General features: G+C 35.4%; 20 protein-coding genes. 15 read left to right on the top strand and 5 right to left on the bottom strand.

What is annotated here, in order from left to right:
* Position 1: 1 nt before the first annotated feature.
* A complete protein-coding gene (locus tag JM658_RS10290; protein WP_236959176.1) occupies positions 2 to 400 on the bottom strand; it encodes a hypothetical protein in 399 nt (132 codons plus the stop codon).
* A 52-nt stretch (positions 401 to 452) separates the two neighbouring features.
* A complete protein-coding gene (locus tag JM658_RS10285; protein ID WP_236959175.1) occupies positions 453 to 1,487 on the bottom strand; it encodes a WD40/YVTN/BNR-like repeat-containing protein in 1,035 nt (344 codons plus the stop codon).
* A gap of 185 nt (positions 1,488 to 1,672) precedes the next feature.
* Here JM658_RS10285 and JM658_RS10280 point away from each other — a divergent pair, with 185 nt between their 5' ends.
* The 3 genes from JM658_RS10280 (at position 1,673) to JM658_RS10270 (ending at position 4,754) form a co-directional block, all read left to right on the top strand.
* Positions 1,673 to 2,884, top strand: a complete 1,212-nt coding sequence (locus JM658_RS10280) for an RsmB/NOP family class I SAM-dependent RNA methyltransferase (RefSeq protein WP_236959174.1) — start codon at positions 1,673 to 1,675, stop codon at positions 2,882 to 2,884.
* A gap of 11 nt (positions 2,885 to 2,895) precedes the next feature.
* Complete coding sequence (locus JM658_RS10275; RefSeq protein WP_236959173.1) at positions 2,896 to 3,681, top strand: endonuclease I family protein; 786 nt, start codon at positions 2,896 to 2,898, stop codon at positions 3,679 to 3,681.
* Between the two features lie 359 nt (positions 3,682 to 4,040).
* A complete protein-coding gene (locus JM658_RS10270; RefSeq protein WP_236959172.1) occupies positions 4,041 to 4,754 on the top strand; it encodes a hypothetical protein in 714 nt (237 codons plus the stop codon).
* Positions 4,755 to 4,972: 218 nt separating this feature from the next.
* On the opposite strand, the gene JM658_RS10265 is transcribed toward JM658_RS10270, so the two are convergent.
* The gene (locus JM658_RS10265; RefSeq protein WP_236959171.1) at positions 4,973 to 5,446 is read right to left on the bottom strand and encodes a GyrI-like domain-containing protein; all 474 of its coding nucleotides are present in this window, start codon (positions 5,444 to 5,446) and stop codon (positions 4,973 to 4,975) included.
* Positions 5,447 to 5,543: 97 nt separating this feature from the next.
* Here JM658_RS10265 and JM658_RS10260 point away from each other — a divergent pair, with 97 nt between their 5' ends.
* Positions 5,544 to 6,230: an SGNH/GDSL hydrolase family protein gene (locus JM658_RS10260; RefSeq protein WP_236959170.1), complete on the top strand. Its 687-nt coding sequence runs from the start codon at positions 5,544 to 5,546 to the stop codon at positions 6,228 to 6,230.
* Here the strand turns inward: JM658_RS10260 and JM658_RS10255 are convergent.
* Positions 6,227 to 6,898, bottom strand: a complete 672-nt coding sequence (locus JM658_RS10255; protein ID WP_236959169.1) for an NAD(P)H-hydrate epimerase — start codon at positions 6,896 to 6,898, stop codon at positions 6,227 to 6,229. The genes JM658_RS10260 and JM658_RS10255 overlap by 4 nt on opposite strands.
* Positions 6,899 to 7,114: 216 nt before the next feature.
* On the opposite strand from JM658_RS10255, the gene purL reads away from it, so the two are divergent.
* From purL to JM658_RS10215, 8 genes are all read left to right on the top strand, one after another.
* Entirely contained in the window at positions 7,115 to 10,774 is a 3,660-nt protein-coding gene (gene purL / locus JM658_RS10250; protein WP_236959168.1) for a phosphoribosylformylglycinamidine synthase, read from the top strand.
* A 685-nt stretch (positions 10,775 to 11,459) separates the two neighbouring features.
* The gene (locus JM658_RS10245) at positions 11,460 to 13,235 is read left to right on the top strand and encodes an AMP-dependent synthetase/ligase (RefSeq protein WP_236959167.1); all 1,776 of its coding nucleotides are present in this window, start codon (positions 11,460 to 11,462) and stop codon (positions 13,233 to 13,235) included.
* Between the two features lie 164 nt (positions 13,236 to 13,399).
* The gene (locus JM658_RS10240; protein WP_236959166.1) at positions 13,400 to 13,852 is read left to right on the top strand and encodes a MarR family winged helix-turn-helix transcriptional regulator; all 453 of its coding nucleotides are present in this window, start codon (positions 13,400 to 13,402) and stop codon (positions 13,850 to 13,852) included.
* A gap of 15 nt (positions 13,853 to 13,867) precedes the next feature.
* Positions 13,868 to 16,273, top strand: a complete 2,406-nt coding sequence (locus tag JM658_RS10235) for a 3-hydroxyacyl-CoA dehydrogenase/enoyl-CoA hydratase family protein (protein WP_236959165.1) — start codon at positions 13,868 to 13,870, stop codon at positions 16,271 to 16,273.
* A gap of 27 nt (positions 16,274 to 16,300) precedes the next feature.
* Positions 16,301 to 16,660: a four helix bundle protein gene (locus JM658_RS10230; protein ID WP_236959164.1), complete on the top strand. Its 360-nt coding sequence runs from the start codon at positions 16,301 to 16,303 to the stop codon at positions 16,658 to 16,660.
* Between the two features lie 35 nt (positions 16,661 to 16,695).
* Entirely contained in the window at positions 16,696 to 17,880 is a 1,185-nt protein-coding gene (locus JM658_RS10225) for an acetyl-CoA C-acyltransferase (RefSeq protein ID WP_236959163.1), read from the top strand.
* A 35-nt stretch (positions 17,881 to 17,915) separates the two neighbouring features.
* Entirely contained in the window at positions 17,916 to 18,179 is a 264-nt protein-coding gene (locus JM658_RS10220) for a four helix bundle protein (protein ID WP_317207872.1), read from the top strand.
* Positions 18,180 to 18,325: 146 nt separating this feature from the next.
* The gene (locus JM658_RS10215) at positions 18,326 to 20,131 is read left to right on the top strand and encodes an acyl-CoA dehydrogenase family protein (protein WP_236959162.1); all 1,806 of its coding nucleotides are present in this window, start codon (positions 18,326 to 18,328) and stop codon (positions 20,129 to 20,131) included.
* A 141-nt stretch (positions 20,132 to 20,272) separates the two neighbouring features.
* Here the strand turns inward: JM658_RS10215 and JM658_RS10210 are convergent, their stop codons facing one another.
* Complete coding sequence (locus JM658_RS10210; RefSeq protein WP_317207871.1) at positions 20,273 to 20,986, bottom strand: DUF6503 family protein; 714 nt, start codon at positions 20,984 to 20,986, stop codon at positions 20,273 to 20,275.
* Positions 20,987 to 21,207: 221 nt separating this feature from the next.
* Between JM658_RS10210 and JM658_RS10205 the strand changes: the two genes are divergently transcribed.
* From JM658_RS10205 to JM658_RS10195, 3 genes are all read left to right on the top strand, one after another.
* Positions 21,208 to 22,395, top strand: a complete 1,188-nt coding sequence (locus JM658_RS10205; protein ID WP_236959161.1) for a DUF418 domain-containing protein — start codon at positions 21,208 to 21,210, stop codon at positions 22,393 to 22,395.
* Positions 22,396 to 22,613: 218 nt separating this feature from the next.
* Positions 22,614 to 23,327 (top strand): carboxypeptidase-like regulatory domain-containing protein, encoded by a 714-nt coding sequence (locus tag JM658_RS10200; protein ID WP_236959160.1) that lies wholly within the window; start codon positions 22,614 to 22,616, stop codon positions 23,325 to 23,327.
* An 871-nt stretch (positions 23,328 to 24,198) separates the two neighbouring features.
* Entirely contained in the window at positions 24,199 to 24,846 is a 648-nt protein-coding gene (locus JM658_RS10195; RefSeq protein WP_236959159.1) for a SanA/YdcF family protein, read from the top strand.
* The last annotated feature ends 1 nt before the right edge of the window (position 24,847 follow it).

Here is a 24,847-nt window from a genome sequence, read left to right as displayed (position 1 = left end):
TCTATTTACGTAGATTTACATTGGCCATTCTTCTTTTTAGCTTATGCCTATTAAACGTTAGGTTTTTAGAGGTATCATTCCTCTTAGCTAAAAAGAAGGCCAATAATATTACTACAAAAGAAATCACTATTCCTCCGATAGCTCCTACCAAGTATATCCCTAAAACTAAAGTAGCAACATACACCACTCCAAAAATTAATAGTTTGTTTATTAGCAGTTCGCTAAAAGAATAATCTACAGCTCGGATTTCATCTACATGATAGGTTGTTGTCTCACCACAAGAAACACATTTAACAGAGAAATTATCACCGTATTTCATGGCGTAATCAATTCTATTATCCATTGTGTGGGGTGCTTTATTCTCGGTATTACAATTAGGGCACTTTACAATTAATTTCATTTTAAAGGTTAGTTTTGGGGTTTTATGAGGCAACTTTTGCCCCTATATGGTATTATTTAAAGCGTAATTTAGCAATTCTATTACTACCTGCGGCATAAGCTGTACTATCATCTACAAAGCGAATGGTATAAAAAGATTCATCTGAAATCTGTTTCCATGTTTCTCCGCTATTATTAGAAAAAGAAATTCCTTTAAAGCCAACAGCAACAAGCTCTTTTGCCTCTCCTCCAGGAACATACTGTACACAAGAACGATATCCAGGGTCTTGCCCTTCTCCTACTAACTTCCAAGTCTTCCCACCATCAATAGTAACGGCTTTGTTTGCTTTATTATCAGTTGGATCGGTATAATCACCACCAATTACAAAACCATTCATTTCATCATAAAAATCGATGGAATAAATCCCTTGTGTTGATTTCCCTTGCACTATTGGAGTCTTATAAACTTGCCATGTTTTCCCTTTATCAGGAGAATAAAAAACGTTTGCTTTTGCTCCTCCTGTTGCAATCCACGTATGGTCCCCTACAACGGTAATATTAGTATTACTAGCTGCAAAGGCTGCTTCACCATCATTCCCGGCAGGCAATACATTACAAGAAAGTTTATTCCAACTCTTACCGCCATCTCTTGTTACAATAACAGATAAACACCCATCGGTTGGGTCTCCCATGGCGATTCCTTCTTGGTCGTTCCAGAATTTCATAGCATCATAAAATACATTTTCATGGTCTTCACGATACACTAATTCCATTTTTCCTGTATCTCCTGTTTTATATAAAAGCGCAGGATTCCCAATACTGAGCATATAAAAATCGCTATTGGTACTGGCTACGGCACGAAATTCTATTGCTAGTGAATCTTGATTCATCTTTTGAGTTATTACTTTATCATCAGCAATATTATAAATCCCAAAAGTATTATTCGATCCTGCAAAACCAACGCTCCCCTGCATCAAGGTGATGGCACGGATACTTATAGAATCATTAAAAACTTCCTCCACAGAAACATCTGTATAATTATGAGGCACATACTTTTCCTTTCCACAGGAAACGACTATAAATAAACAAAAGGCAAATATTTTCTTCAAACTAGTATAATTTGCTTTAAAAATAAGTTTTATCGCTTACAAAGCAATACCTTTGCAAACAATTATTTTTTGACAGATTCGAACTGGTTTTATAATCCATTTCCCGTGTGTCAGAAAAAAGATAATATCATTATAACATTCGCTTGTATAAACTCTTGCGAATTACTTTTTAAAAATAGAATTATATGCGTCTTCACAGAAATCTTGTATTTGCCGTTATTGATGGGCTACACCTTATTTTTAATGAAAATAAATATGCCGATAAAGTTGTAGAACAACTTCTTAAGCGCGACAAGAGATGGGGCGCTAGAGATAGAGGTTTTGTTGCTGAAACTACCTACGATATTGTTAGATGGAAACGTCTGTATGCCGAGATTGCTGAAGTAAAAGAACCTTTTACAAGAGACAACTTATGGCGTATTTTTGCTGTTTGGGCTACTTTAAAAGGTATAAAACTTCCAGATTGGAAACAATTAGAGGGGACTCCTTCTAGAAAAATTAAAGGTCGATTTGATGAGCTATCAAGAGTTAGAAAATACCGTGAGTCGGTTCCAGATTGGTTAGATGCTATCGGAGAGAAAGAACTTGGAGAAGAGCTTTGGACAAAAGAATTACACGCCCTTAATGAGCAAGCCAGTGTTATTTTACGTGTAAACACACTTAAAACTAATAAAAGAACATTGCAAGACCTTTTAATGGAAGAAGGTATAGATACCTTATCTATTGAAGGATATCCAGATGCGATTCAGCTAAAAGAACGTGGTAATATCTTTAGAACAGAGGCTTTTAAAAACGGATTTTTTGAGGTTCAAGATGCTTCTTCTCAATTGGTAGCAGAATATCTAGATGTACAACCAGGAATGCGTGTTGCAGATGCTTGCGCTGGGGCTGGTGGGAAATCGCTTCACTTGGCTGCTAAAATGGAAAACAAAGGGCAAATTATTGCACTTGATATCTACGGAAATAAACTAAAAGAACTGAAACGTAGAGCACGAAGAAATGATGTTCATAATATCGAAACTCGAGAAATCGATTCTACAAAAGTGATTAAGAAGCTACACAATACAATGGATCGTGTGCTAATTGATGCGCCTTGTAGCGGATTGGGAGTGTTGCGTAGAAATCCAGATGCTAAATGGAAATTGCAACCTGAGTTTATTGATAAAATTAAAACTACACAACAAGAAATTTTAAACGACTACTCTAAAATGGTGAAGTCTGGTGGGAAATTAGTTTATGCTACATGTTCTGTACTTCCATCGGAAAACCAAGATCAGGTGACCGCGTTTTTAAAGTCTGAAAATGGAAAGGAATTTGAACTTATAAAAGACAAAAAAGTACTGGCTTCTAATGCTGGATTTGATGGATTTTATATGGCGTTACTTCAGAAAAAGTAAACTCCCCTTTTATGTTTTTTAGATCTATACTAGCTTTATTTTTAGTTTTATCGGTTGCTTGTAAAACAAAGACAAACGAATCTGCGGCTACGGCTTTAATCAATCCGAAGCAAGATGCTACTACTTTTACACTTCCGAAGGAATTAAAAAACTACTATAAAGACATAGATTTTTCTTTAAGAACAATCCCACTATACGAGGCGTTGGCTGTTACTACTATTGCCAAACACACCAATATTTTAAGCTACAGACAGCGCCATAAATACCTTTATAAAGTAGATGCTAGCACTACCAATACTGATAGTGTGATACTAATGTATTCTGGCGAAGAACGCTATTGGAAAGAGTATGTATCTGGGAACAACCCATACAAAAAGCAGACATTTAATACCGAGCACGTTTACCCACAATCGCTTATTGAAAACACCGCTAAAGGAGATTTACACCACCTAAGAGTTTGCGACGAGAGAACCAATACCCGAAGAAGCAATAATAAGTTTGTAGAAGGGAGTGGCGACTACGAATTGAAATATAAAAGTTGGTTTCCTGGGGATGAATGGAAAGGTGATGTTGCACGAATGATTATGTATTTGAATCTCCGCTGCAACGAATCTTTTAAAGACATAGGAAGCATTGCACTCTTTTTAAAATGGAATGCTGAAGATCCTGTTTCTGAGTTTGAAATACAACGTAATAATAGAATCGCTAAGGTTCAAGGAAACAGAAATCCTTTTATTGATAATCCGTATCTAGCAACGCTTATTTGGGGCGGAAAAAAAGCAGAGAATCGCTGGTAATAGCTTTATCTAGCCCTCCTACTCCCACTCTTTAACAACTTCAGAAATAATTCATTTACAAGACTTTATATTTTATATAGAAAATATACATATATTTATAGTAAATATAATTTTTTGCTCCGCTTTGGTATAAAAGATTACATCGTAACAACCTCACAACAACACACACCAAAGCTAAAAGCACAACTTTACAACATCACACATCAATAAAAAGGAAGGCAATACCATTAATTAAATAGCAAATGGGCGGTTGTCTTTTACGGTATCACTTTTACACCATTACCCCGCATTATAAATAGCATTCTTAAAAAACCCGCTATTTAAAGGCGTTACATACGTAACCAAAACATCTTATATATATGAGCAAAGAAAACTATGATACCAAACTAGCGCTGTTGCAAGCCATACCGCAAGAGGCGGTAAAAACCCCAAACATGCCTGTAGATATTTTTTTACAAGAAGCAGAAGACCTTTATGTTTGGTTGCAAAAAGATAGTAAAGAATTAAAAAGTGTGGGACTTGATTGGCAGACTTTTGTTAACGATCTCCCCGTTCGTGCTGGCGCATTACGCCATGCACAGTCGCTTTGGGTAGCAGAACGTTACGGCCGCGAGGAGGCTCGTAAAGAATGGGATCTTGTATCTCCGCAGGCATACGAGCTTAGAGACGATTTGCTTAATGCTTTTAGATTTGCCTATAGAGACAGGCAGGATTTAATAAACCGTGTAAGCGAAATTTCTGATGGCTATGGGCATCCAGATATGATTCAAGATTTAAGCGATTTGGAAACCTTTGGAAAGAAAAACAAAAAGGAGCTTCAGGCGATAAAATTCGACTTAACATTACTAGATATTGCCGCAGATACTTCAGATGAGATGGCAGATTTACTAGCGAAAGCCAATGAGTCTACTGAAGATAATAGCGAGCAGAAACATATCCGAGATCAAGCATATACACATCTCTATGAGGCGGTAAATGAAATAAGAGATACCGGAAAATATGTATTCAGAAAGAATCCTGAACGCTTTAAAGGATACATTAGTAAGCATAAAAAAAGAAATAGAAGTTCTTAAAGTTCTCCCCACATACAGTCTGCTTTTCCCCACGGTGGGGAGCAGTAGACTAACCGTGGGGAAGGCTTTATACCCCGTGGGGAAGCATCCCAACTGTGTGGGGAACGCTTTTATACCTGTGGGGAAGCCCACTCATAGCGTGGGGAAGCGTTTATATACTGTAATGCATTGCTACCACTGGGCGGAGGATAGCCTTAAAAGGTAGATTGCTACTATTTTTACTGAATTGGGATCCAAATTTCTTCTTCGGAAGTAGGGTCGTCGTTCTTATACTTCGCTCCCATAATCGCAAAATGAGGACGGTGGTCCAATACATTCTTAGTAGAAGAAAGCCACTCTCCAAAAATATACTGATACGCCTTAAATGCTTCAGATGATTTGCCTTTATAGGTAAACACAGCATATTTACCCTTAGGAACAATAAGTGTTGCAAACTCTTGCGGAACTTCTTCAGCAATACTAACACATACAGTCGCCCATTTTTTAAAATTCTTTGTAGGTACAAACTCCTTAAAATAGTCTTCGTCATATTCTTCCACAGAAAAATAGTCTGCTCCTACTCTATTTTTAATCTTAATAGCTTCAGGCATAAAACTCCCCCATAAGGTTGCTGTTTTATTTTCAGCAATAGACATTTCTAAATACTTCCCCACTAATACGATCTTATCAATAGTTTCTATTCTATGTTCCATCGGTTGGTTTTAGATTCTTACAAGTTGTAAACTTAAAAAATTAAAAAAGAGTATGCGTATATTTGGTACATAAAGCAAAACCAAAACACTTATAATAATGAAAAAACACTTTTTAATGATCTGCCTATTTTCTGCTGTATATTCTTTTGGACAACAAACGGCAGTAGAATTTGCAAACTTTGCAAAATATGAAGCTGAAAATAAAGCCCTACCAGCTCCAAAGGCTTCGGAAGACCGCGTAGTTTTTATGGGGAATTCTATAACGGAAGGTTGGAAAAACAATCACCCTGAGTTTTTTGAAAACAACCCTTATATAGACCGCGGTATTAGTGGGCAAACGACTTCGCAGATGTTACTTCGTTTCCGTAGAGATGTAATCGACCTAAAACCTAAGGCGGTTACCTTTTTAGCTGGGATTAATGATATTGCAGAAAACACGGGACCTATTGAAATTAAAGATGTGTTCGGAAATATTATTTCTATGGTAGAATTGGCTCAGCAAAACAACATCGTTCCGATAATTTGCGCTACCCTTCCTGCAAATCATTTTCCGTGGAGAGAAAGAATACAACCTGCAACCAAGGTAATTGAGCTTAATGAAATGCTTAAAGCTTATGCCAAGAAAAATAATATTGTCTATGTAGATTATTACAAGGCGATGGTAGATGATAAAATGGGATTGAGTGAAGAATTGGCTTCCGATGGCGTACACCCAACCTCTAAAGGTTATGATATTATGGAGCCTTTGGTAAAGAAAGGTATTGAAGAAGCATTAAAAAATTAGGACACAAAATAGAGTTGTTCTTTAGCAAACGGTGGCATGGCAACTCCTATGTCGCCGTAATATTTTTCTGGAATTCCTAAATCGGCAATATAGATTTGTGTATCGGTTTCTAGTAACGGAATTAATAATTTCTTGGGAGCTGCCAAAGTAATAATATGGTCTGCATTAAAACGTGGACTGCTATCACCCTCAGAAATCCCCATGGGTAAATCTAATGAAATGCGAATGGCATTTGCACTATTTGCCTTAGCTATAATGGTTTCGAATAGGTTTCCTAAAGGGAGCTTTTGCGAAAACCCTAAATAGGCATCCACCCAAACATCTGGATTTTTTATCGCTTCTCTTTTTGCTCCATATAACAAGGCTCGTTTTAATTGTTGCAAAGGCAATTCTTTGGTAATTTCTATCGGAAGGTCCAAATACACGTTATATCCCCATGCCGCAAGTCTCCTCGCAGCTACGAGTCCGCCACCACCATTATTCCCGTTTCCTGCGCCTATTAATATGGTGCTTTTTGGGCTTGCTTTACGAGCAATAACACGTGCTAAATGGAGGCCAGCATTTTCCATCATAAGTTCTATGGGGAGCGCCAGCTCTGCAACTGCTTTATAATCCATCTCTTTAAAAGCCTGTAAAGACAAGGCATTGGCTATAAAATCGTATTTCATTTAAAAGCTATTTTGTAAAACAATTTTTGTCATTATTAGGGATATATACCTATAAACGTATATTTTCTACAAGGTAGTCATATCTATATTTAATACAATTAAAAAAGTGTAAGAAATGCTTAAAATTAACGACTTAAAATAAGAAGTAATTGCTTAAATTTGCGCTTTAATACAAACTAGACGTCTGTTATAATTAAGACACAAACACAATATAGTATGATCCTTTTCTTCGGAAACCCAGAAATCAAGGTCTTTGCCGTTCAAACGAACGACGAAATTTCACAAGAAAATATAACTAAGTTATCATGGTTATTTGGCGATCAGCCACAAATCGAATCGGCGTCTGTAGACGCTTTTTTTATTGGGCCGCGTGCAGCAATGATTACTCCTTGGAGTACCAATGCTGTTGAAATTACTCAGAATATGTGTATCCCTGCGATTATCAGAATTGAGGAGTTTCATGCTTGTAAAGAAAATTCGGAAGATTTTGACCCGATGCTTACACAGAAATATAATGGTTTAGATCAGGATATTTTTAAGATTGATATTGAGCCAGCTGCTATTAAAGATATTGATGATGTTGCGTTATTTAATCAGCAAGAAGGATTGGCTTTAAATGATGAAGAGATTGATTATTTAAATGAACTTTCTGAGAAACTAGGAAGGAAATTAACCGATTCTGAAGTTTTTGGTTTTTCTCAAGTGAATTCTGAACACTGTCGTCATAAGATTTTCAACGGAAGCTTTGTGATTGATGGAGAGGAGAAACCGATGTCTTTATTTAAGATGATTAGAAAGACTTCTGAAGAGAATCCAAATGGAATTGTATCTGCATATAAAGATAACGTTGCATTTATAAAAGGACCAAAAGCGGTACAGTTTGCTCCTAAAACGGCAGACAAACCAGACTTCTATCAAGAGAAAGATTTTAATTCTGTTTTATCATTAAAAGCAGAAACACATAATTTCCCAACTACAGTAGAGCCTTTTAATGGTGCTGCAACTGGTGCCGGAGGAGAGATTCGTGACCGTTTGGCTGGAGGTAGAGGTTCTTTACCATTGGCTGGAACTGCGGTTTACATGACGTCTTACTCTCGTTTGGAAGAAAATAGATCTTGGGAAAAAAATATGGAGGAGCGTAAATGGTTATACCAAACGCCAATCGATATTCTTATAAAAGCTTCTAATGGAGCTTCTGATTTTGGTAACAAATTTGGACAACCGCTTATTGCTGGTTCTGTTCTTACTTTTGAACACCAAGAGGAAGCTAGAAAATTAGGGTTCGATAAAGTAATTATGCTTGCCGGAGGAATTGGATATGGAAAAGAAGAGCAAGCCCTAAAAGCATCGCCAAAAGCGAGCGATAAGATTGTAGTTTTAGGAGGTGAGAATTATAGAATCGGTATGGGTGGTGCCGCTGTTTCTTCTGCTGATACAGGAGAATTTAGTAGTGGTATTGAACTTAATGCTGTACAACGTTCTAATCCTGAAATGCAAAAGCGTGTTGCCAATGCAGTACGAGGAATGGTAGAAAGCGATGAGAATGAAATCGTTTCTATCCATGACCACGGTGCTGGTGGACACCTAAATTGTCTTTCTGAACTTGTTGAAGATACAGGAGGAAAAATAGATCTTGATAAGCTACCTGTTGGAGACCCTACCCTTTCTGCTAAAGAGATTATTGGGAATGAGAGTCAAGAACGTATGGGACTTGTAATCGGGAAAGAGCATACAGAAAAGTTAAGAAATATTGCCGAGCGTGAGCGTTCTCCAATGTATGAAGTTGGAGAGGTTACAGGAGATGATGTTTTCTGTTTTGAGTCTAGTACCAAAGGTGATAAACCAATGGATCTGGCTATGGAGGATATGTTTGGAAGCTCTCCAAAAACCATCATGACCGATAAAACTGTTAAAAGAAATTATCCAGATGCAGCCTATAGCATCGATAAAGTACAAACCTATTTGGAGCAAGTATTACAGCTAGAAGCTGTTGCTTGTAAAGACTGGTTAACAAATAAAGTTGACCGTTGTGTTGGTGGTCGTGTGGCGAAACAGCAATGTGCTGGTCCGCTTCAATTACCACTTAACAACTGCGGGGTAATGGCGTTAGATTTTAAAGGAAAAGAGGGAATTGCAACTTCTATTGGGCACTCCCCAGTTTCTGCGCTTGTAGATCCTGTGGCGGGAAGTAAAAACTCCATTGCAGAATCGCTTACTAATATTGTTTGGGCACCGCTAGAGGAAGGTTTAAAATCGGTTTCACTTTCTGCAAACTGGATGTGGCCATGTAAAAATGAAGGAGAAGATGCTCGTTTATATGAAGCTGTAAAAGGATGTTCTGATTTTGCTATTGAATTGGGAATTAATATCCCAACAGGGAAAGATTCTCTTTCTATGAAGCAGAAATATCCTAATGAAGAAGTAATTTCTCCAGGTACAGTTATTATCTCTGCTGGTGCACATTGTAGCGATATTACAAAGGTTGTAGAACCTGTATTGCAGAGAAATGGTGGAAGTATTTATTACATCAACCTATCTGAAGATACTCTTAAATTAGGAGGTTCTTCTTTCGGACAGATATTAAATGCGATAGGAAAAGAAGTTCCTACTATTAAAAGTGCTAAGAATTTAAAAACAGCTTTTAATACTATTCAAACTTTAATAAAAGACAATCAGATTCTTGCTGGTCACGATGTTGCTAGCGGTGGATTGATTACTACTTTATTAGAGATGTGTTTTGCTGATATTAATTTAGGAGCGCAATTAGATCTTTCTTCTATTGGAGAGGCAGATTCTATAAAATTACTCTTTAATGAGAATACAGGAATCGTTTTCCAAGCGAAAGATGATGCTACTGTTGAGAAAACTCTTGCAGATGCAGGTGTAACATTCCATAAAGTAGGGAAACCACTTGAAGGAGATCGCTTACAATTGATAAACAATGCAGACAGTTTCTCTTTTAGTGTGAGTCAGTTAAGAGATGTTTGGTATAAAACATCATTCTTATTAGATCAAAAGCAAACTTTAAACAATGTAGCAGAAGATCGCTACCACAATTATAAAAACCAGCCGCTTACTTATAATTTCCCAGCTAATTTCACAGGAAAACTCCCTGCATTTAATGGGAAACGACCAAAAGCAGCTATTTTAAGAGAGAAAGGAAGTAACTCTGAGCGTGAAATGGCAAATGCTATATATTTAGCAGGTTTCGATGTTAAGGATGTCCATATGACTGACTTAATATCTGGTCGTGAAACGTTAGAAGATATTCAGTTTATTGGTGCTGTTGGAGGTTTCTCTAACTCAGATGTATTAGGATCTGCAAAAGGATGGGCTGGTGCTTTTATGTACAACGATAAAGCTAAGAAAGCTATTGAAGACTTCTTTAAGAGAGAAGATACACTTTCTATTGGAATCTGTAATGGTTGTCAGCTTTTCGTTGAACTAGGACTTATAAATCCAGATCATTCTGAGAAGCCTAAAATGTTACATAATAAGAGTGGAAAGCACGAAAGTATCTTTACTTCTGTAGAAATCCAAGCTAATAAATCGGTGATGCTTTCTTCTTTAGAAGGTAGTAAACTTGGTATTTGGGTATCTCATGGAGAAGGTAAATTTAACTTCCCTTACCAAGAAGATAAATATAATATTGTTGCTAAATATGGTTACGAAGGGTATCCTGCAAATCCAAACGGATCAGATTTTAATACTGCTATGTTGGTTTCAGATAACGGTCGTCATTTAGTTACAATGCCACACTTTGAGCGTTCTATCTTCCAATGGAACTGGGCTAATTACCCAGAAGGAAGAGAAGACGAAGTTTCTCCATGGATAGAAGCTTTTGTAAACGCTAGAAAATGGTTAGAAAATAAATAAGCACTCACTTTAGTGCCAAGTAAAACCGTAGTTGTTTTCACTGTTTTAACGTAATCGGATTCATAAACCATGTCCTTTTATATGAAACAAGAAAACAACTACGGTTTTTTTATGCTTGAATGTTTTTCACCTGAATCACAACATAGTAACATTTGTAAGGAAACTGTTGTTTAACCGACCAACTCTTTAGTAGAAATCTATATGTGATCCGCTTTATTTTGAGGAGTGACTTCTAAAATTATTGCTGAATATAGATCCTTAGTTTTAGAAACTTTAAAACAATAATTAGACTAACCGCTGAAGGATCTTGTTTAAAAACAATCTTCAGTTAGGAGTTTAGAGCATTAAAAGTTGACATTCAGCAGTGATAATTTATGATAATAAGTCATTATTCAATAAATAAAATAGGAATATCATCATATAATAGGAATAAAAAGTCTTAAACTTACAAGAGGAATCTATAATTAGATTTCGAAATTGAGTTTTATTATTAATCACTCACATAATCAAGAACTTCGATGTGAATTTGAGTTCTTAAAAAGAATAAAAGACACCAGAAAACTAATTCTCAAAATCAAAAATGATTATGCATTTCTTAAAATTTAACTTCATTTTTTAAAAGTTACTTTGAAAATGCTGTTCAAATTTCATAATTTGCAATTCTGTAATAACATTTATACACGCTATGAGTAAAGTAACCCGTTTGTTTGATTTTCCTTATCATCAGTTGGAAAAATATAATTTAGACATTGCCTTTTCTACAAAACATGGAGACGAATGGGTACATACATCCTCGCAAGAATATGTAGATAAAGCGAATCAATTTAGTAGAGGGCTATTGCGTTTAGGAGTTCAGCCAAACGAAAAAATAGCCGTTATTACGCATACAAATAGAACAGAATGGCATATTGCCGATATAGGTATATTACAAACTGGAGCGCAGAACGTTCCTATCTACCCTACTATTTCTGAAGAAGATTATGAGTATATATTGAATCATGCTGGTGCTTCTTATTGCTTTGTTTCTGATAATGAGATTTTAGAGAAGCTAAATGCTATCAAGCAGAATGTACCTACACTAAAAGATGTGTATTCTTTTGAGGATTTACCAAATACTAAGAATTGGGAAGAAATATTAACCTTAGGGGAAGATAAAAGCAACCAAAATGAGGTAGAAGCTAGAAAAGATGCAGTAACTACAGAAGATTTAGCTACCATCATATATACTTCTGGAACTACAGGAAGACCAAAAGGTGTGATGCTATCCCATAAAAATATTGTTTCTGATGTTTTAGCGAGTGAAGAGCGCGTACCATTAGATTCCAACGATGTTGCATTGAGCTTCCTTCCTATTTGCCATATTTTTGAACGTATGGTGGTGTATTTATATCAGCATTGTGGAATACAAATTTACTTTGCTGAGTCTATTGATAAGATGAGTGATAACCTTAAAGAAGTAAAACCACATGTTATGACAGTTGTTCCTAGACTTCTTGAAAAGGTTTACGATAAGATATATGCAAAAGGTGCAGATTTAACAGGAATTAAAAAGAAACTTTTCTTCTGGGCTATAGAATTAGGGCACAAATTTGAGCCTTATGGTGCGAATGGTGCTTGGTATGAGTTCCAATTGAGTATTGCTAGAAAGTTAATATTTAGCAAGTGGCAAGAAGGATTGGGAGGTAACCTAAAAGTAATGGTTTCAGGAAGTGCTGCTTTACAACCAAGATTATCTAGAGTATTTGGTGCTGCCGGAATCCCAGTAATGGAAGGATACGGACTTACAGAAACATCTCCAGTAATCTCTGTAAACGATCAGAATAATAGAGGTTGGAAAATAGGAACTGTTGGGCGTATGCTTCCTGGAGTAGAAGTAAAAATTGCTGAAGACGGTGAAATTCTTTGTAAAGGTCCTAATGTAATGATGGGATACTATAAAGATGAAGAGAAAACAAAAGAAGTTATGGAAGATGGGTATTTCCATACAGGAGATATCGGAGAAGTAGATGATGATGGCTTCTTAAAAATTACCGACCGTAAGAAAGAAATCTTTAAAACTTCTGGTGGTAAATATGTAGCACCACAATTAATCGAGAATTTAATGAAGCAGTCTCGCTTTATAGAACAGATAATGGTAGTTGGAGAAGGAGAGAAAATGCCATGTGCGTTTATTCAACCTAACTTCGATTTCGTTGAAGAGTGGGCAAAACGACACAATATAGATGTGAGTGGAGATCGCAATGCGCTCGTTAATAATGAAAAAATTAAAGAGAGAATCCAAGAAGAGGTTGATCTTTATAATGAGAAGTTTGGACGCTGGGAGCGAATTAAGAAATTCGAACTTACTCCAGATGAGTGGAGTGTTGAAGACGGACAACTTACTCCTACTCTTAAATTAAAGCGTAGAATTATTAAAGAAAAGTATGCTGATTTATACAATAAGTTATACGATCACAAATAACAGTATCTTAACATAATTTTTTATCAAACTCCTCATTTATGGGGAGTTTTTTTATTACCTTAATACTTTAAGTCCCTACATTTTGAGATTTAACAAATTTTAGATTATTTTACTATGCGTGCATAATAAAATATTTGTATATTTGAGCTCACCACTACATAAAAATGAAGGATTTAACTATAGATTACGCTTTACGAGCAACTTGGCAAGCAGTTGCCAAAATGTATAACGAAGAAGCAGGTAAAGAAGACAGTACGATGGCAACTGGATTTACACTTCTTAGTATAGACCCCGAGAAAGGATCTCCCTCTACAGCATTAGGCCCAAAAATGGGCATGGAAGGCACTAGTTTATCTAGAACATTAAAAACAATGGAAGATAAAGGTCTTATCACCAGAAAACCGAACCCCAAAGATGGAAGAGGTGTTTTAATATGCCTAACAGAGTTTGGAAAGGAGAAAAGAGAATATTCTAAAGAAGTTGTACTAAAGTTTAATGAAACCGTAAAGAAAAATATCGACGAAAAAGATTTAAAAGGTTTCTATAATGTCATTGATGTGATTAACGAATTGATTACAGAAAAGAAAATATATACAGAAAACGTTTCAATAAAATAATTTCAAAACAGAAAAATGAAAAGAATAATTAAGAAGATTGCAGTTATTGGTTCCGGAATCATGGGAAGTGGTATCGCATGCCACTTTGCAAATATCGGCATTGAAGTTTTGCTGCTTGATATTGTACCCCGAGAATTAACAGATAAAGAAAAGGCTAAAGGTCTTACCCTTGAAGATAAGGTTGTAAGAAATAGGATGGTTAACGATCACCTTACGGCTTCGTTAAAATCTAAGCCCTCTCCTATTTATAGTCAGAAATTTGCTAGTAGAATAACTACTGGAAATCTTGAAGATGATATTTCTAAAATTAAAGATGTAGATTGGATTATTGAGGTTGTTGTTGAACGATTAGATATTAAAAAATCTGTTTTCGAGAAGATTGAAGAGCATAGAACCCCAGGAACACTAATTACTTCTAATACTTCTGGGATTCCTATTCAGTTTATGAATGAAGGAAGAAGTAAAGACTTCCAGGAGCATTTTGCTGTAAGTCACTTTTTCAATCCGCCACGTTATTTAAAACTTTTTGAAGTTGTACCAGGGCCAGATTGTAAAAAAGAAGTAGTAGATTTCTTAATGATGTACGGTGAGAAATTCTTAGGTAAGACTTCTGTTTTAGCTAAAGATACTCCTGCCTTTATTGGTAACCGTATCGGTATCTTCGGAATTCAGAGTTTATTCCACCAAGTAAAAGAACTTGGAATGACTGTTGAAGAAGTAGATAAACTTACAGGTCCCGTTATCGGAAGACCAAAATCGGCTACATTTAGAACTGTAGATGTTGTTGGTTTAGATACGCTTGTTCATGTGGCAAACGGAATTCATGAGAATTGTCCAGATGATGAAGCACATGATCTATTTAAACTCCCAGACTTTATCCAAACAATGATGGATAATAAATGGTTAGGTAGTAAAACAGGTCAAGGATTTTACAAAAAGGTAAAAGGAGATGATGGTAAGAGTGAAATTCTTTCTTTAGACCTTGACACCCTAGAATACACAGAAAGTAAAAAAGCAAAGTTTGCCACATTAGAGCTTACTAAAACTGTAGATAATGTTGCAGATAGGTTCCCAATATTAGTAGATGGGAAAGATAAAGCTGGAGAATTCTACAGAAAGAATTTCGCTTCTCTTTTTGCATATGTACAACATAGAATTCCAGAGATTTCAGATGAACTTTACCGTCTTGATGATGCTATGAAAGCAGGCTTTGGATGGCAACACGGTCCGTTTGAGATTTGGGACGCTATTGGAGTAGAAAAAGGAATTGAGCTAATGAAAGCTGAAGGAAAAGAGCCTGCTAAATGGGTTACTGAAATGGTAGCTAGTGGAAGCAAGTCTTTCTATTCTGTAAAAGACGGAGCAACATATTATTATGATATCCCTTCTAAGAAGCAGACTAAGAAACCTGGTCAAGATGCTTTTATTATTCTAGATAATATTAGAAAATCTAATGAAGTTTGGAAAAATAGCGGTGTTGTTGTTGAAGATCTAGGAGATGGAATTCTAAATGTAGAGTTTCAATCTAAGATGAATACCATTGGTGGAGATGTTCTTGCTGGAATCAACAAAGCAATTGATTTAGCTGAGAAAAATTTCCAAGGGCTTGTAGTTGGAAACCAAGCGGCAAACTTCTCTGTTGGAGCAAACATCGGAATGATTTTTATGATGGCTGTGGAGCAAGAATATGATGAATTGAATATGGCTATCAAAATGTTCCAAGATACTATGATGCGTATGCGTTACTCTGGTATTCCTACTATTTCTGCACCACACGGTATGGCTTTAGGAGGTGGTTGTGAGCTTTCACTTCACGCTGATAAGGTTGTAGCTGCCGCAGAAACTTACATGGGACTTGTAGAGTTTGGAGTTGGTGTTATCCCTGGCGGGGGTGGTTCTAAAGAAATGACTTTAAGAGCATCCGATTTATTTAGAAAAGATGATGTAGAAACGAATGTTCTTCGTGAGCATTTCTTAACAATAGGAACTGCAAAAGTATCAACCTCAGCATATGAAGCTTTTGATTTGAATTTACTTCAGAAAGGAAAAGATATTGTCGTTGTAAATAAAGACAGACAAGTTGCAGAAGCTAAGAAACATGCTGTATTAATGGCAGAAGCTGGTTATACGCAACCTCCTAAGAGAAAAGATATAAAAGTATTAGGTAAGCAGGCATTAGGAATGTTCTTAGTTGGAACAGATTCGATGAATGCAGGACGTTATATTTCTGAGCATGATAAGAAGATAGCAAATAAACTAGCATATGTAATGGCTGGTGGAGATCTTTCTGAAGCTACGAAAGTAACCGAGCAATACTTATTAGACTTAGAAAGAGAAGCATTCTTATCGTTATGTACAGAACGCAAAACTCTAGAGCGTATTCAGCATATGTTGAAAACAGGAAAACCATTGAGAAACTAATTATAAATTTTGAATTATAAATTTTAAATGACGGCTAAAAAAGAAAATATAATTGCTGATAAGTCATTCAAATTCGCTTTAAGCATTATTCATCTTTTTAAGCAACTCACAAAAGAAGAAAATGAGTTTATTCTTTCAAAACAATTAATAAGATCTGGAACTAGTATTGGAGCTAATATTCAAGAAGCCACAGCGGCACAATCAAAGAAAGACTTTATTCATAAAATGTCTATAGCATCAAAAGAAGCCAGAGAAACTAAATATTGGTTACGACTTATAAATGAAAGTAATGTCACTAAAATAGATGTTAGCAGTTATTTAATTGAGATAGAGCATATAATTAACATAATCACAAAAATTATTATAACCTCAAATAAAAGTCGTTAACACATTCAAAATTCAACATTTAAAATTCAAAAAACATGAAGACAGCATATATAGTAAAAGCATACAGAACAGCCGTGGGGAAAGCACCTCGCGGTGTATTCAGATTTAAAAGACCAGATGAGCTGGCAGCAGAGACCATTCAGCATATGCTGGATGAAATTCCGCAATTAGATAAAACCCGTATCGACGATGTTATGGTCGGAAATGCTATGCCAGAAGCAGAACAAGGACTTAATGTTGGACGTTTAATCTCTTTAATGGGATTAAAAATAGACGATGTTCCTGGAGTTACTGTGAATAGATATTGTGCATCTGGGATTGAAACTATTGGAATGGCTTCTGCAAAAATTCAAGCAGGAATGGCAGATTGTATCATCGCTGGGGGTGCAGAAAGCATGAGTTATATTCCTATGGGTGGATATAAACCAGTTCCAGATTATGAAGTTGCCAAGAATGGTAATGAAGATTATTACTGGGGAATGGGATTAACAGCAGAAGCAGTTGCTAATCAATACAACGTTTCTCGTCAAGATCAAGATGAGTTTGCTTTTAATTCTCATCAAAAGGCTTTAAAAGCGATTAAAGAAGGAAAGTTTAAAGATCAGATTGTTCCTATAAAAATCGATGAGACTTATGTTGATGGAAACGGAAAGAAAGCTACAAAATCTTACACTGTTGATACAGATGAAGGGCCACGTGCAGATACATCTAAAGAAGTTTTAGGAAAACTAAGACCTGTTTTTGCTGATGGAGGAAGTGTTACCGCTGGAAACTCTTCACAAATGAGTGATGGTGCTGCTTTTACTCTAGTGATGAGTGAAGAGATGGTAAAAGAATTAAATCTAGAGCCTATCGCAAGATTGGTTTCTTATACTGCTGCTGGTGTTCCGCCAAAAATTATGGGGATAGGACCTATTAAAGCAATTCCAAAAGCATTGGATCAAGCAGGATTAAAATTAGATCAGATCGATCTTATAGAATTAAACGAAGCATTTGCATCACAATCGCTAGCCGTAATTAGAGAATTAGGACTTAATCCAGATATCGTGAATGTAAATGGAGGAGCAATTGCATTAGGACACCCATTAGGTTGTACTGGAGCAAAACTTTCTGTTCAGTTATTCGATGAGATGAGAAGAAGAAAAAGCAAATATGGTATTGTAACCATGTGTGTTGGTACAGGGCAAGGAGCCGCTGGTGTTTATGAGTTTTTAAATTAAAAGTAAAAAAAGAGAGAATAGAGTAAAGAAAATAGATGACTCAGAGACATAATTATAAAAACTTGAACATTTGGAAGATTGGATTAGAGATTGCTAATTTAATCTCAGATATAATCATTGATTTTCCAAAATTTGAAAGATATGATTTAAGTTCTCAAATAAGTAGATGTTCTGTTTCGATACCTAGTAACATTGCAGAAGGCTCAGGAAGAAGTGATAAGGCGTTTTGTAATTTTTTAGATTATTCTATTAGTCCCTCATATGAATTAGAGAACTCAATTATTAATCGCACACCATAGAAAGTATATAAATAAATCAACATTAGATAATTTAGAAAACAAAATCGAAGAATGGCAACGAATGACTATAGGCTTTCAAAATAGGCTCAATAGATAGTCTCTCTTCTTTTTCTCTATTATCTATCATCTAAAAAAACATAACAAAAATGAGTACAGAAATAAATAAAAATATGACAAGAGGTGGACAGTTTTTAGTAAAAGAAACTAAAGCTGAAGATGTATTTACACCTGAGGATTTTTCTGAAGAGCAGAAAATGATGCGCGATTCTGTAAAGGAATTTGTAGATCGTGAAATTTGGCCTCACAAAGATCGCTTTGAGAAGAAAGATTATGCACTTACTGAAGAAGTAATGCGTAAAGCTGGAGAACTTGGTCTTTTAGGAGTTGCCGTTCCTGAGGAGTATGACGGATTAGGAATGGGATTTGTAACTACCATGCTTGTTTGTGATTATATTTCTGGTGCAACAGGATCTGTAGCTACTGCTTTTGGTGCACATACCGGAATCGGAACTATGCCTATTACGCTTTACGGTACAGAAGAACAGAAGAAAAAATACGTTCCTAAATTAGCCACAGGAGAATGGTTTGGTGCTTATTGCCTTACAGAGCCTGGAGCAGGATCGGATGCAAATAGTGGAAAAACAAAAGCTGTACTTTCTGATGATGGGAAACATTACCTAATCAGCGGTCAGAAAATGTGGATCTCTAATGCTGGATTTGCTAGTGTATTTATTGTTTTCGCTCGTATTGAAGATGATAAAAACATCACAGGATTTATTGTTGAAAACGATCCTGAGAATGGAATTTCTCTTGGAGAGGAAGAACATAAATTAGGAATCCACTCTTCTTCTACGCGTCAGGTTTTCTTTAGCGATACTAAAGTTCCTGTTGAAAATATGCTTTCAGAAAGAGGAAATGGATTTAAAATAGCGATGAATGCTCTTAATGTAGGTCGTATTAAATTATCGGCTGCATGTTTAGATGCGCAGAGAAGAGTTATTACAGAAGCTGTAAAATATGCAAATGAGCGTATTCAGTTTAAAACTCCTATTTCTCAATTTGGAGCTATAAAATCTAAGATTGCTGAAATGGCAACTTCTTGTTATGTTGATGAATCGGCTGCATATCGTGCTGCAAAAGATGTAGAAGATAGAATTGCTATCCGTCAAGAAGAAGGAAATTCTCATCAAGAAGCAGAATTAAAAGGTGTTGAAGAGTATGCTATCGAATGTTCTATCTTAAAAGTTGCTGTTTCGGAACACTGTCAGAACACAACCGATGAAGGGATTCAGATATTTGGAGGAATGGGATTCTCTGCCGATACTCCAATGGAGTCTGCATGGCGTGATGCTCGTATCTCTAGAATCTATGAAGGTACCAACGAAATTAACCGTATGCTTTCTGTAGGAATGCTTATTAAAAAAGCAATGAAAGGTCAAGTAGATCTTTTAGGACCTGCTACAGCTGTAAAAGATGAGTTAATGGGGATTCCTTCTTTTGATACACCAGATTATTCTGTATTATTTTCAGAAGAAAAAGAAATGGTTGAGAAGCTTAAAAAGGCATTCTTAATGGTTGCTGGTTCTGGGGTTCAAAAATATGGTGCTGCATTAGAAGAGCATCAGCAATTATTAATGGCGGCTTCAGATATTCTTATTCAGATCTACATGGCAGAATCTGCTATTCTAAGAACAGAAAAGAATGCAAAACGTTTTGGAGAGGATACTCAGAAAGAACAAATTGCAATGGCGAAATTAAATCTTTTCCATGCTGTAGAAAAAATACAAACTAAAGGGAAAGAGGCTATTTCTTCTTTTGCTGAAGGAGATGAGCAACGTATGATGCTTATGGGTCTTAAACGTTTCACTAAATATGCAAACCTTCCTAATGTAATTGAATTAAGAAACACAATTGCAGATAAGGTTATTGCAGAAAACAAATATAGTTTCTAAAGAGGATACTAAAATCAAAAGGTTTTAGGATTTAGTTGTTTATCCAAAAACGCTCCGAAGGCATCGGAGCGTTTTTTTTATTATAATTATCAAATTGCCTATATATTAAGTCATCTGCTTACTCACTTATCTAAGTAAAATCTACTTTCCAGTTAAGGCATCTGTAGCTATATAAGCATTGTCTTTATTATAATACCAAGCTCTATTTTTAGGCATTTTAATCCCTTCTATCTCCTCCTCTTCTGTTAATATTATATATTCTCCATCGTTTTTAGTCTCATAATGGTAAAACTGATACACCTCCATTGCATAAGTTGAAGGATCAAAATAAAAATACCAAGTATCCTTCCCTACACTCTCCTCATAGTTTACTTTTAGCACCAAGTATTCTTTTCCATTGAATTCTTTAGAAGTCACTTTTTCATTTATAATCGTACCCTCATCTTTTAATTTCATTGGAAGTCCATACAAATAAGTGTAATAGTCCTTCATGAGCTTGGCTCTCTTACAGGTAAGTTTATGTTTCTTTAATTCTTCTTTAGCAGTAATAGCTTCTTCATCTACTGAAAAAAAACATTCGTCATTGATTACTTTACTTGTAATTAGAGAATCATTCTTGTGGGTAGACAACACAAAACTACTTGCAGGAATATCGATGTGAATTTCAGAAACTCTTTTATCTTTATTTGGTCTTGTCATAGAAACCACCAAATCTCCTTTAAAGTTATTCCAATTACCATTAGGATCGTGATATTTTATAGCTTTTTCAAGCAACTCACTTCCAGTTAGCTCTTGGGAGTTTCCTATGGATACGAGCATCAAACATAAAACAGAAAAAAAGAATTTATTCATCATGGTATTTATTTTTCTACAAATTACAATAAGTATTCATTTTTCATAATCTAGTTTTTATTATTTACCAATTTCTGAATCGGTTTGTTACATTTCTAACATTGATAATAGAAAATCTATTTTATTGTGGCTGTACGCAGGATCATTTTAATTTGAATTTTTATATTTGACATTCGCGTAATACAATATTATGCGAATCTACTAACCTCCACACCTAAACAGAAATGAGCGAAACAGCTTTAAAGAAAATTCCCAGAGTTGATATTGTTGATGCCCTTCGTGGTTTTGCAGTTATGGCAATTGTAATAATCCATAGCGTAGAACATTTTATTTACCCTATATACCCTGACGAAACCTTACAACCAGATTGGTTGGTCGCTCTCGATTCTGTAGTTTTCAATGTAGTATTCTCACTTATTGCAGGAAAGGGCTATTCTATATTTGCTCTTTTATTTGGATTTACTTTTTACGTACAATTCATAAATCAAAAAAATAAGGGAGCAGATTTCAGTTGGCGTTTTATATGGAGGCTTATGCTTCTTACTGTATTTGCGACGTTAAACGCAGCATTCTTCCCAGGAGGAGACGTACTATTACTATTTGCAATTACAGGTTTATCTTTGGTTTTTGTTCGTAATTTAAGCAACAAAGCTGTATTTATCATAGCTGTAATTTGCTTACTTCAACCCATAGAATTATTTCATTTTATAAGCAGTCGTTTTAATCACGCTTATACTTTACCAGATTTATCCGTTGGAAGATTATATCTAATTGTTCAAGAGGCAGTAAAAAGTGGAAACTTAAGTACTTTTTTTATTGAAAATATTACTACTGGGCAAAAGGCAAGTTTATTATGGGCTATTAATGGTGGTCGTTTTGTACAAACAATAGGACTGTTTTTATTAGGCTTTCTATTAAGTAGAAATAATTTATTTGTCAACACTAAAGAAAACACAAGATTTTGGATTAAAGCTCTTGTTATAGCATCGCTATTATTTGGAATCCTTTATCCGCTAAGAGTAGAATGGTATGATAATGCTACAAGCGGAATCATAAAAAATAGTATTGGTACAGCTTTAGATATGTGGCAAAAACTTTCATTTACATTTGTAATCGTATCATCATTTGTAATTGTTTACTACCATAGTACTGCTAGAATATGGATGGAAAAATTAAGAGTTTATGGTAGAATGAGCCTCACAAATTATGTTTCGCAATCTATAATAGGTGCACTTATATTTTTCCCTATCGGATTAAATTTAGCTCCCCATTTAGGATATACAGCCAGCTTTATTGTAGGGATTGTAATTTTTGTACTTCAGTTGAATTTCAGCAAACTATGGTTTAAGTATTACAAACAAGGACCTTTAGAGAGAATATGGCATAAAGCTACTTGGGTCGGAAAGAAATAAAATTATTTTTTTGCTGAATTATTGAAGGATAAATGCATGAATTTAAAAAGTGACCCTACTTAACTAACTATCACCTAATTATAATGAAAATTTATTTTTATCTAAAGTGTGAATTATAGTTTATATTTAGGGTGAGACAATGCAAATTTGTCTATTTGATGACCTTACTGCATTATAGTAAACAATAAGAGCTACTGTTAGCACTACAAATAATTAGAATGAAATATATAATTAAAATACCGAAACCATGTAATGAAAAATGGAGTGAAATGTCTCCAACAGAGAAAGGAGCTTTTTGTTCTAATTGCAAGAAAGAGGTATTAGATTTCACAAACATGTCTAATTATAAAATTGCTACTCTCCTAGATAAGAATCAAGAAATTTGCGGGAAATTTAGGCCTGATCAACTTGAAAAAAACATTCAAAGTGTAAAACAAAACAGGTCCTATAATATTGGACTTTTATTAGGAGTATCTGCCTTGCTATCAGTAGCAAATCCAGTATTCAGCCAAAATAAAAAGGTCGAAAATATTAGAATAACTGAACTTCAAAACAAAATTAACAAAAAGGATAATCCTAAAAAAGTAAATGATTCCATAGAGATAAAAGGGCAAATTATTGATGAGAATGGCTCTATACCTGGAGTAGCTGTTGTTTTAAAAGGACATTCCTATGGAACACTATCAGATTTTGATGGGAATTTCTCTATTAATGTAAAAGAAGAGGAGTTTGATAAAAACGCTATTCTCATATTTTCTTTTATTGGTTTTGAAGTACAAGAAATAAAAGTCTATAGAAATACCGAGTACCTAAAAGTAAAAATGGTTGAGGATAATTCCTTTTTAGGAGAAGTAGTGATAATAAAAAAGCAAAATATCTTTAGAAGAATCGGGAATTTATTCAGAAAAAAAGACACAGAGGTTTGTCATTAAACTACAGTGCAGCCCCATAAAGAGATTATCTTCCCTCCACCTCTACAAAACAGCCTCACCACCTATTACACCCAAAAAAACCCAGAAATATATATGTAACATCTATCCAGATACGTTGCCATACGTGTATGTTGGGTTGAAAGACGTGTCGAGATACGTTACCACACGTATCCGTCGGGGTGAAAGACGTATCCAGATACGTTACCACACGTAGCCGTTGGGGTAAAAGACGTATCTAGATACGCTACCACACGTATCCGTCGGGGTAAAAGACGTGTCCAGATACGTTACCACACGTATCCGTCGGGATGAAAGACGTATCCAGATACGTTACCATACGTATCCGTTGGGGTGAAAGTCGTGTCCAGATACGTTATCACACGTATCCGTCGGGGTAAAAGACGTATCCAGATACGTTTCCATATGCATCTGTTGGGGTAAAAGACGTGTCCAGATACGTTACCACACATATCCGTCGGGATGAAAGACGTATCCGTCGGGGTGAAAGACGTATCCAGATACGTTACCATACGTACCCGTTGGGATGAAAGACGTGTCCAGATACGTTGCCACACGTATCCGTCGGGATGGAAGATGTATCCATTGGGATTATAAACCTATATTTATCTATAAATGTCCTCGGAAAATGGATTACAGTAGGCTTTAGATATAGTTACCATGGTAAAACACCTAAAACACATACCTGCATATAGCTCTTACTACTTTTGAATACTACTTTCTAAGAAAAAATTACTATAACCAAATTTTAATTTTTGCTAACTTGCACCGCAACCACCAAACATTACTGCGTCCCCTATTTTTAATTGATTAAAAGATAAAATCACATTGAAATAATTTAGCTTTTCCTGATATGAAAAAACGTTTTTTTATTAAACTCATAAAGATATCCGCGCTATTAGGGGTTATTGCGCTGCTATTAGTATTGATCTCTAATAATGCTATTGAAAAAAGTGTTAAAGGGAAAACTACAACCAATACGGAAGCTATAAAGCATAATAAAGTGGGGCTTGTATTGGGAACTGCTAAGAAACTTAACAGCGGGCAAATAAATCCATATTTTAAATATCGTATTGATGCTGCTGTAGAATTATTCAATGCTAAGAAAGTAGACTTTCTTTTAATTAGTGGGGATAATGGCGACACGGATTATAATGAGCCGAACGATTTTAAAAATGAACTTATAAAGCGAGGGATTCCTGAGGATAAAATATTTTTAGATTTTGCAGGCTTTAGAACTTTAGATTCTGTTGTAAGGGCTAAGAAAATCTTCGGACAAACAAGTATTACCATCATATCACAGCAGTTTCACAATGAAAGAGCTATTTACCTAGCTGAAAAATTTAATATTGATGCTGTAGGTTTTAATGCTGAAAATGTGGAAGGTAGCGGTGGTATAAAAACAAATTTAAGAGAGTATTTAGCGCGAACCAAGGTCTTTCTAGACCTCCTTTTTAAAGTGGAGCCTAAATATTTAGGAAAGAAAATAGACATAAAATAAG

The sequence above is a fragment of the Joostella atrarenae genome (assembly GCF_021764745.1).
Classification (GTDB): domain Bacteria; phylum Bacteroidota; class Bacteroidia; order Flavobacteriales; family Flavobacteriaceae; genus Galbibacter; species Galbibacter atrarenae.
This window is presented reverse-complemented; position numbering and strand designations above follow the sequence as displayed.

What these genes read in the sequence shown, in the direction of transcription:
- JM658_RS10215 (WP_236959162.1), top strand. Translation starts at nt 18,326, where the DNA reads ATGAGTACAGAAATAAATAAAAATATGACAAGAGGTGGACAGTTTTTA.
- JM658_RS10280 (WP_236959174.1), top strand. Translation starts at nt 1,673, where the DNA reads ATGCGTCTTCACAGAAATCTTGTATTTGCCGTTATTGATGGGCTACAC.
- JM658_RS10230 (WP_236959164.1), top strand. Translation starts at nt 16,301, where the DNA reads ATGACGGCTAAAAAAGAAAATATAATTGCTGATAAGTCATTCAAATTC.
- JM658_RS10235 (WP_236959165.1), top strand. Translation starts at nt 13,868, where the DNA reads ATGAAAAGAATAATTAAGAAGATTGCAGTTATTGGTTCCGGAATCATG.
- JM658_RS10240 (WP_236959166.1), top strand. Translation starts at nt 13,400, where the DNA reads ATGAAGGATTTAACTATAGATTACGCTTTACGAGCAACTTGGCAAGCA.
- JM658_RS10200 (WP_236959160.1), top strand. Translation starts at nt 22,614, where the DNA reads ATGAAATATATAATTAAAATACCGAAACCATGTAATGAAAAATGGAGT.
- JM658_RS10245 (WP_236959167.1), top strand. Translation starts at nt 11,460, where the DNA reads ATGAGTAAAGTAACCCGTTTGTTTGATTTTCCTTATCATCAGTTGGAA.
- JM658_RS10265 (WP_236959171.1), bottom strand. Translation starts at nt 5,446, where the DNA reads ATGGAACATAGAATAGAAACTATTGATAAGATCGTATTAGTGGGGAAG.
- JM658_RS10260 (WP_236959170.1), top strand. Translation starts at nt 5,544, where the DNA reads ATGAAAAAACACTTTTTAATGATCTGCCTATTTTCTGCTGTATATTCT.
- purL (WP_236959168.1), top strand. Translation starts at nt 7,115, where the DNA reads ATGATCCTTTTCTTCGGAAACCCAGAAATCAAGGTCTTTGCCGTTCAA.
- JM658_RS10195 (WP_236959159.1), top strand. Translation starts at nt 24,199, where the DNA reads ATGAAAAAACGTTTTTTTATTAAACTCATAAAGATATCCGCGCTATTA.
- JM658_RS10210 (WP_317207871.1), bottom strand. Translation starts at nt 20,986, where the DNA reads ATGATGAATAAATTCTTTTTTTCTGTTTTATGTTTGATGCTCGTATCC.
- JM658_RS10255 (WP_236959169.1), bottom strand. Translation starts at nt 6,898, where the DNA reads ATGAAATACGATTTTATAGCCAATGCCTTGTCTTTACAGGCTTTTAAA.
- JM658_RS10205 (WP_236959161.1), top strand. Translation starts at nt 21,208, where the DNA reads ATGAGCGAAACAGCTTTAAAGAAAATTCCCAGAGTTGATATTGTTGAT.
- JM658_RS10270 (WP_236959172.1), top strand. Translation starts at nt 4,041, where the DNA reads ATGAGCAAAGAAAACTATGATACCAAACTAGCGCTGTTGCAAGCCATA.
- JM658_RS10220 (WP_317207872.1), top strand. Translation starts at nt 17,916, where the DNA reads ATGACTCAGAGACATAATTATAAAAACTTGAACATTTGGAAGATTGGA.
- JM658_RS10275 (WP_236959173.1), top strand. Translation starts at nt 2,896, where the DNA reads ATGTTTTTTAGATCTATACTAGCTTTATTTTTAGTTTTATCGGTTGCT.
- JM658_RS10290 (WP_236959176.1), bottom strand. Translation starts at nt 400, where the DNA reads ATGAAATTAATTGTAAAGTGCCCTAATTGTAATACCGAGAATAAAGCA.
- JM658_RS10225 (WP_236959163.1), top strand. Translation starts at nt 16,696, where the DNA reads ATGAAGACAGCATATATAGTAAAAGCATACAGAACAGCCGTGGGGAAA.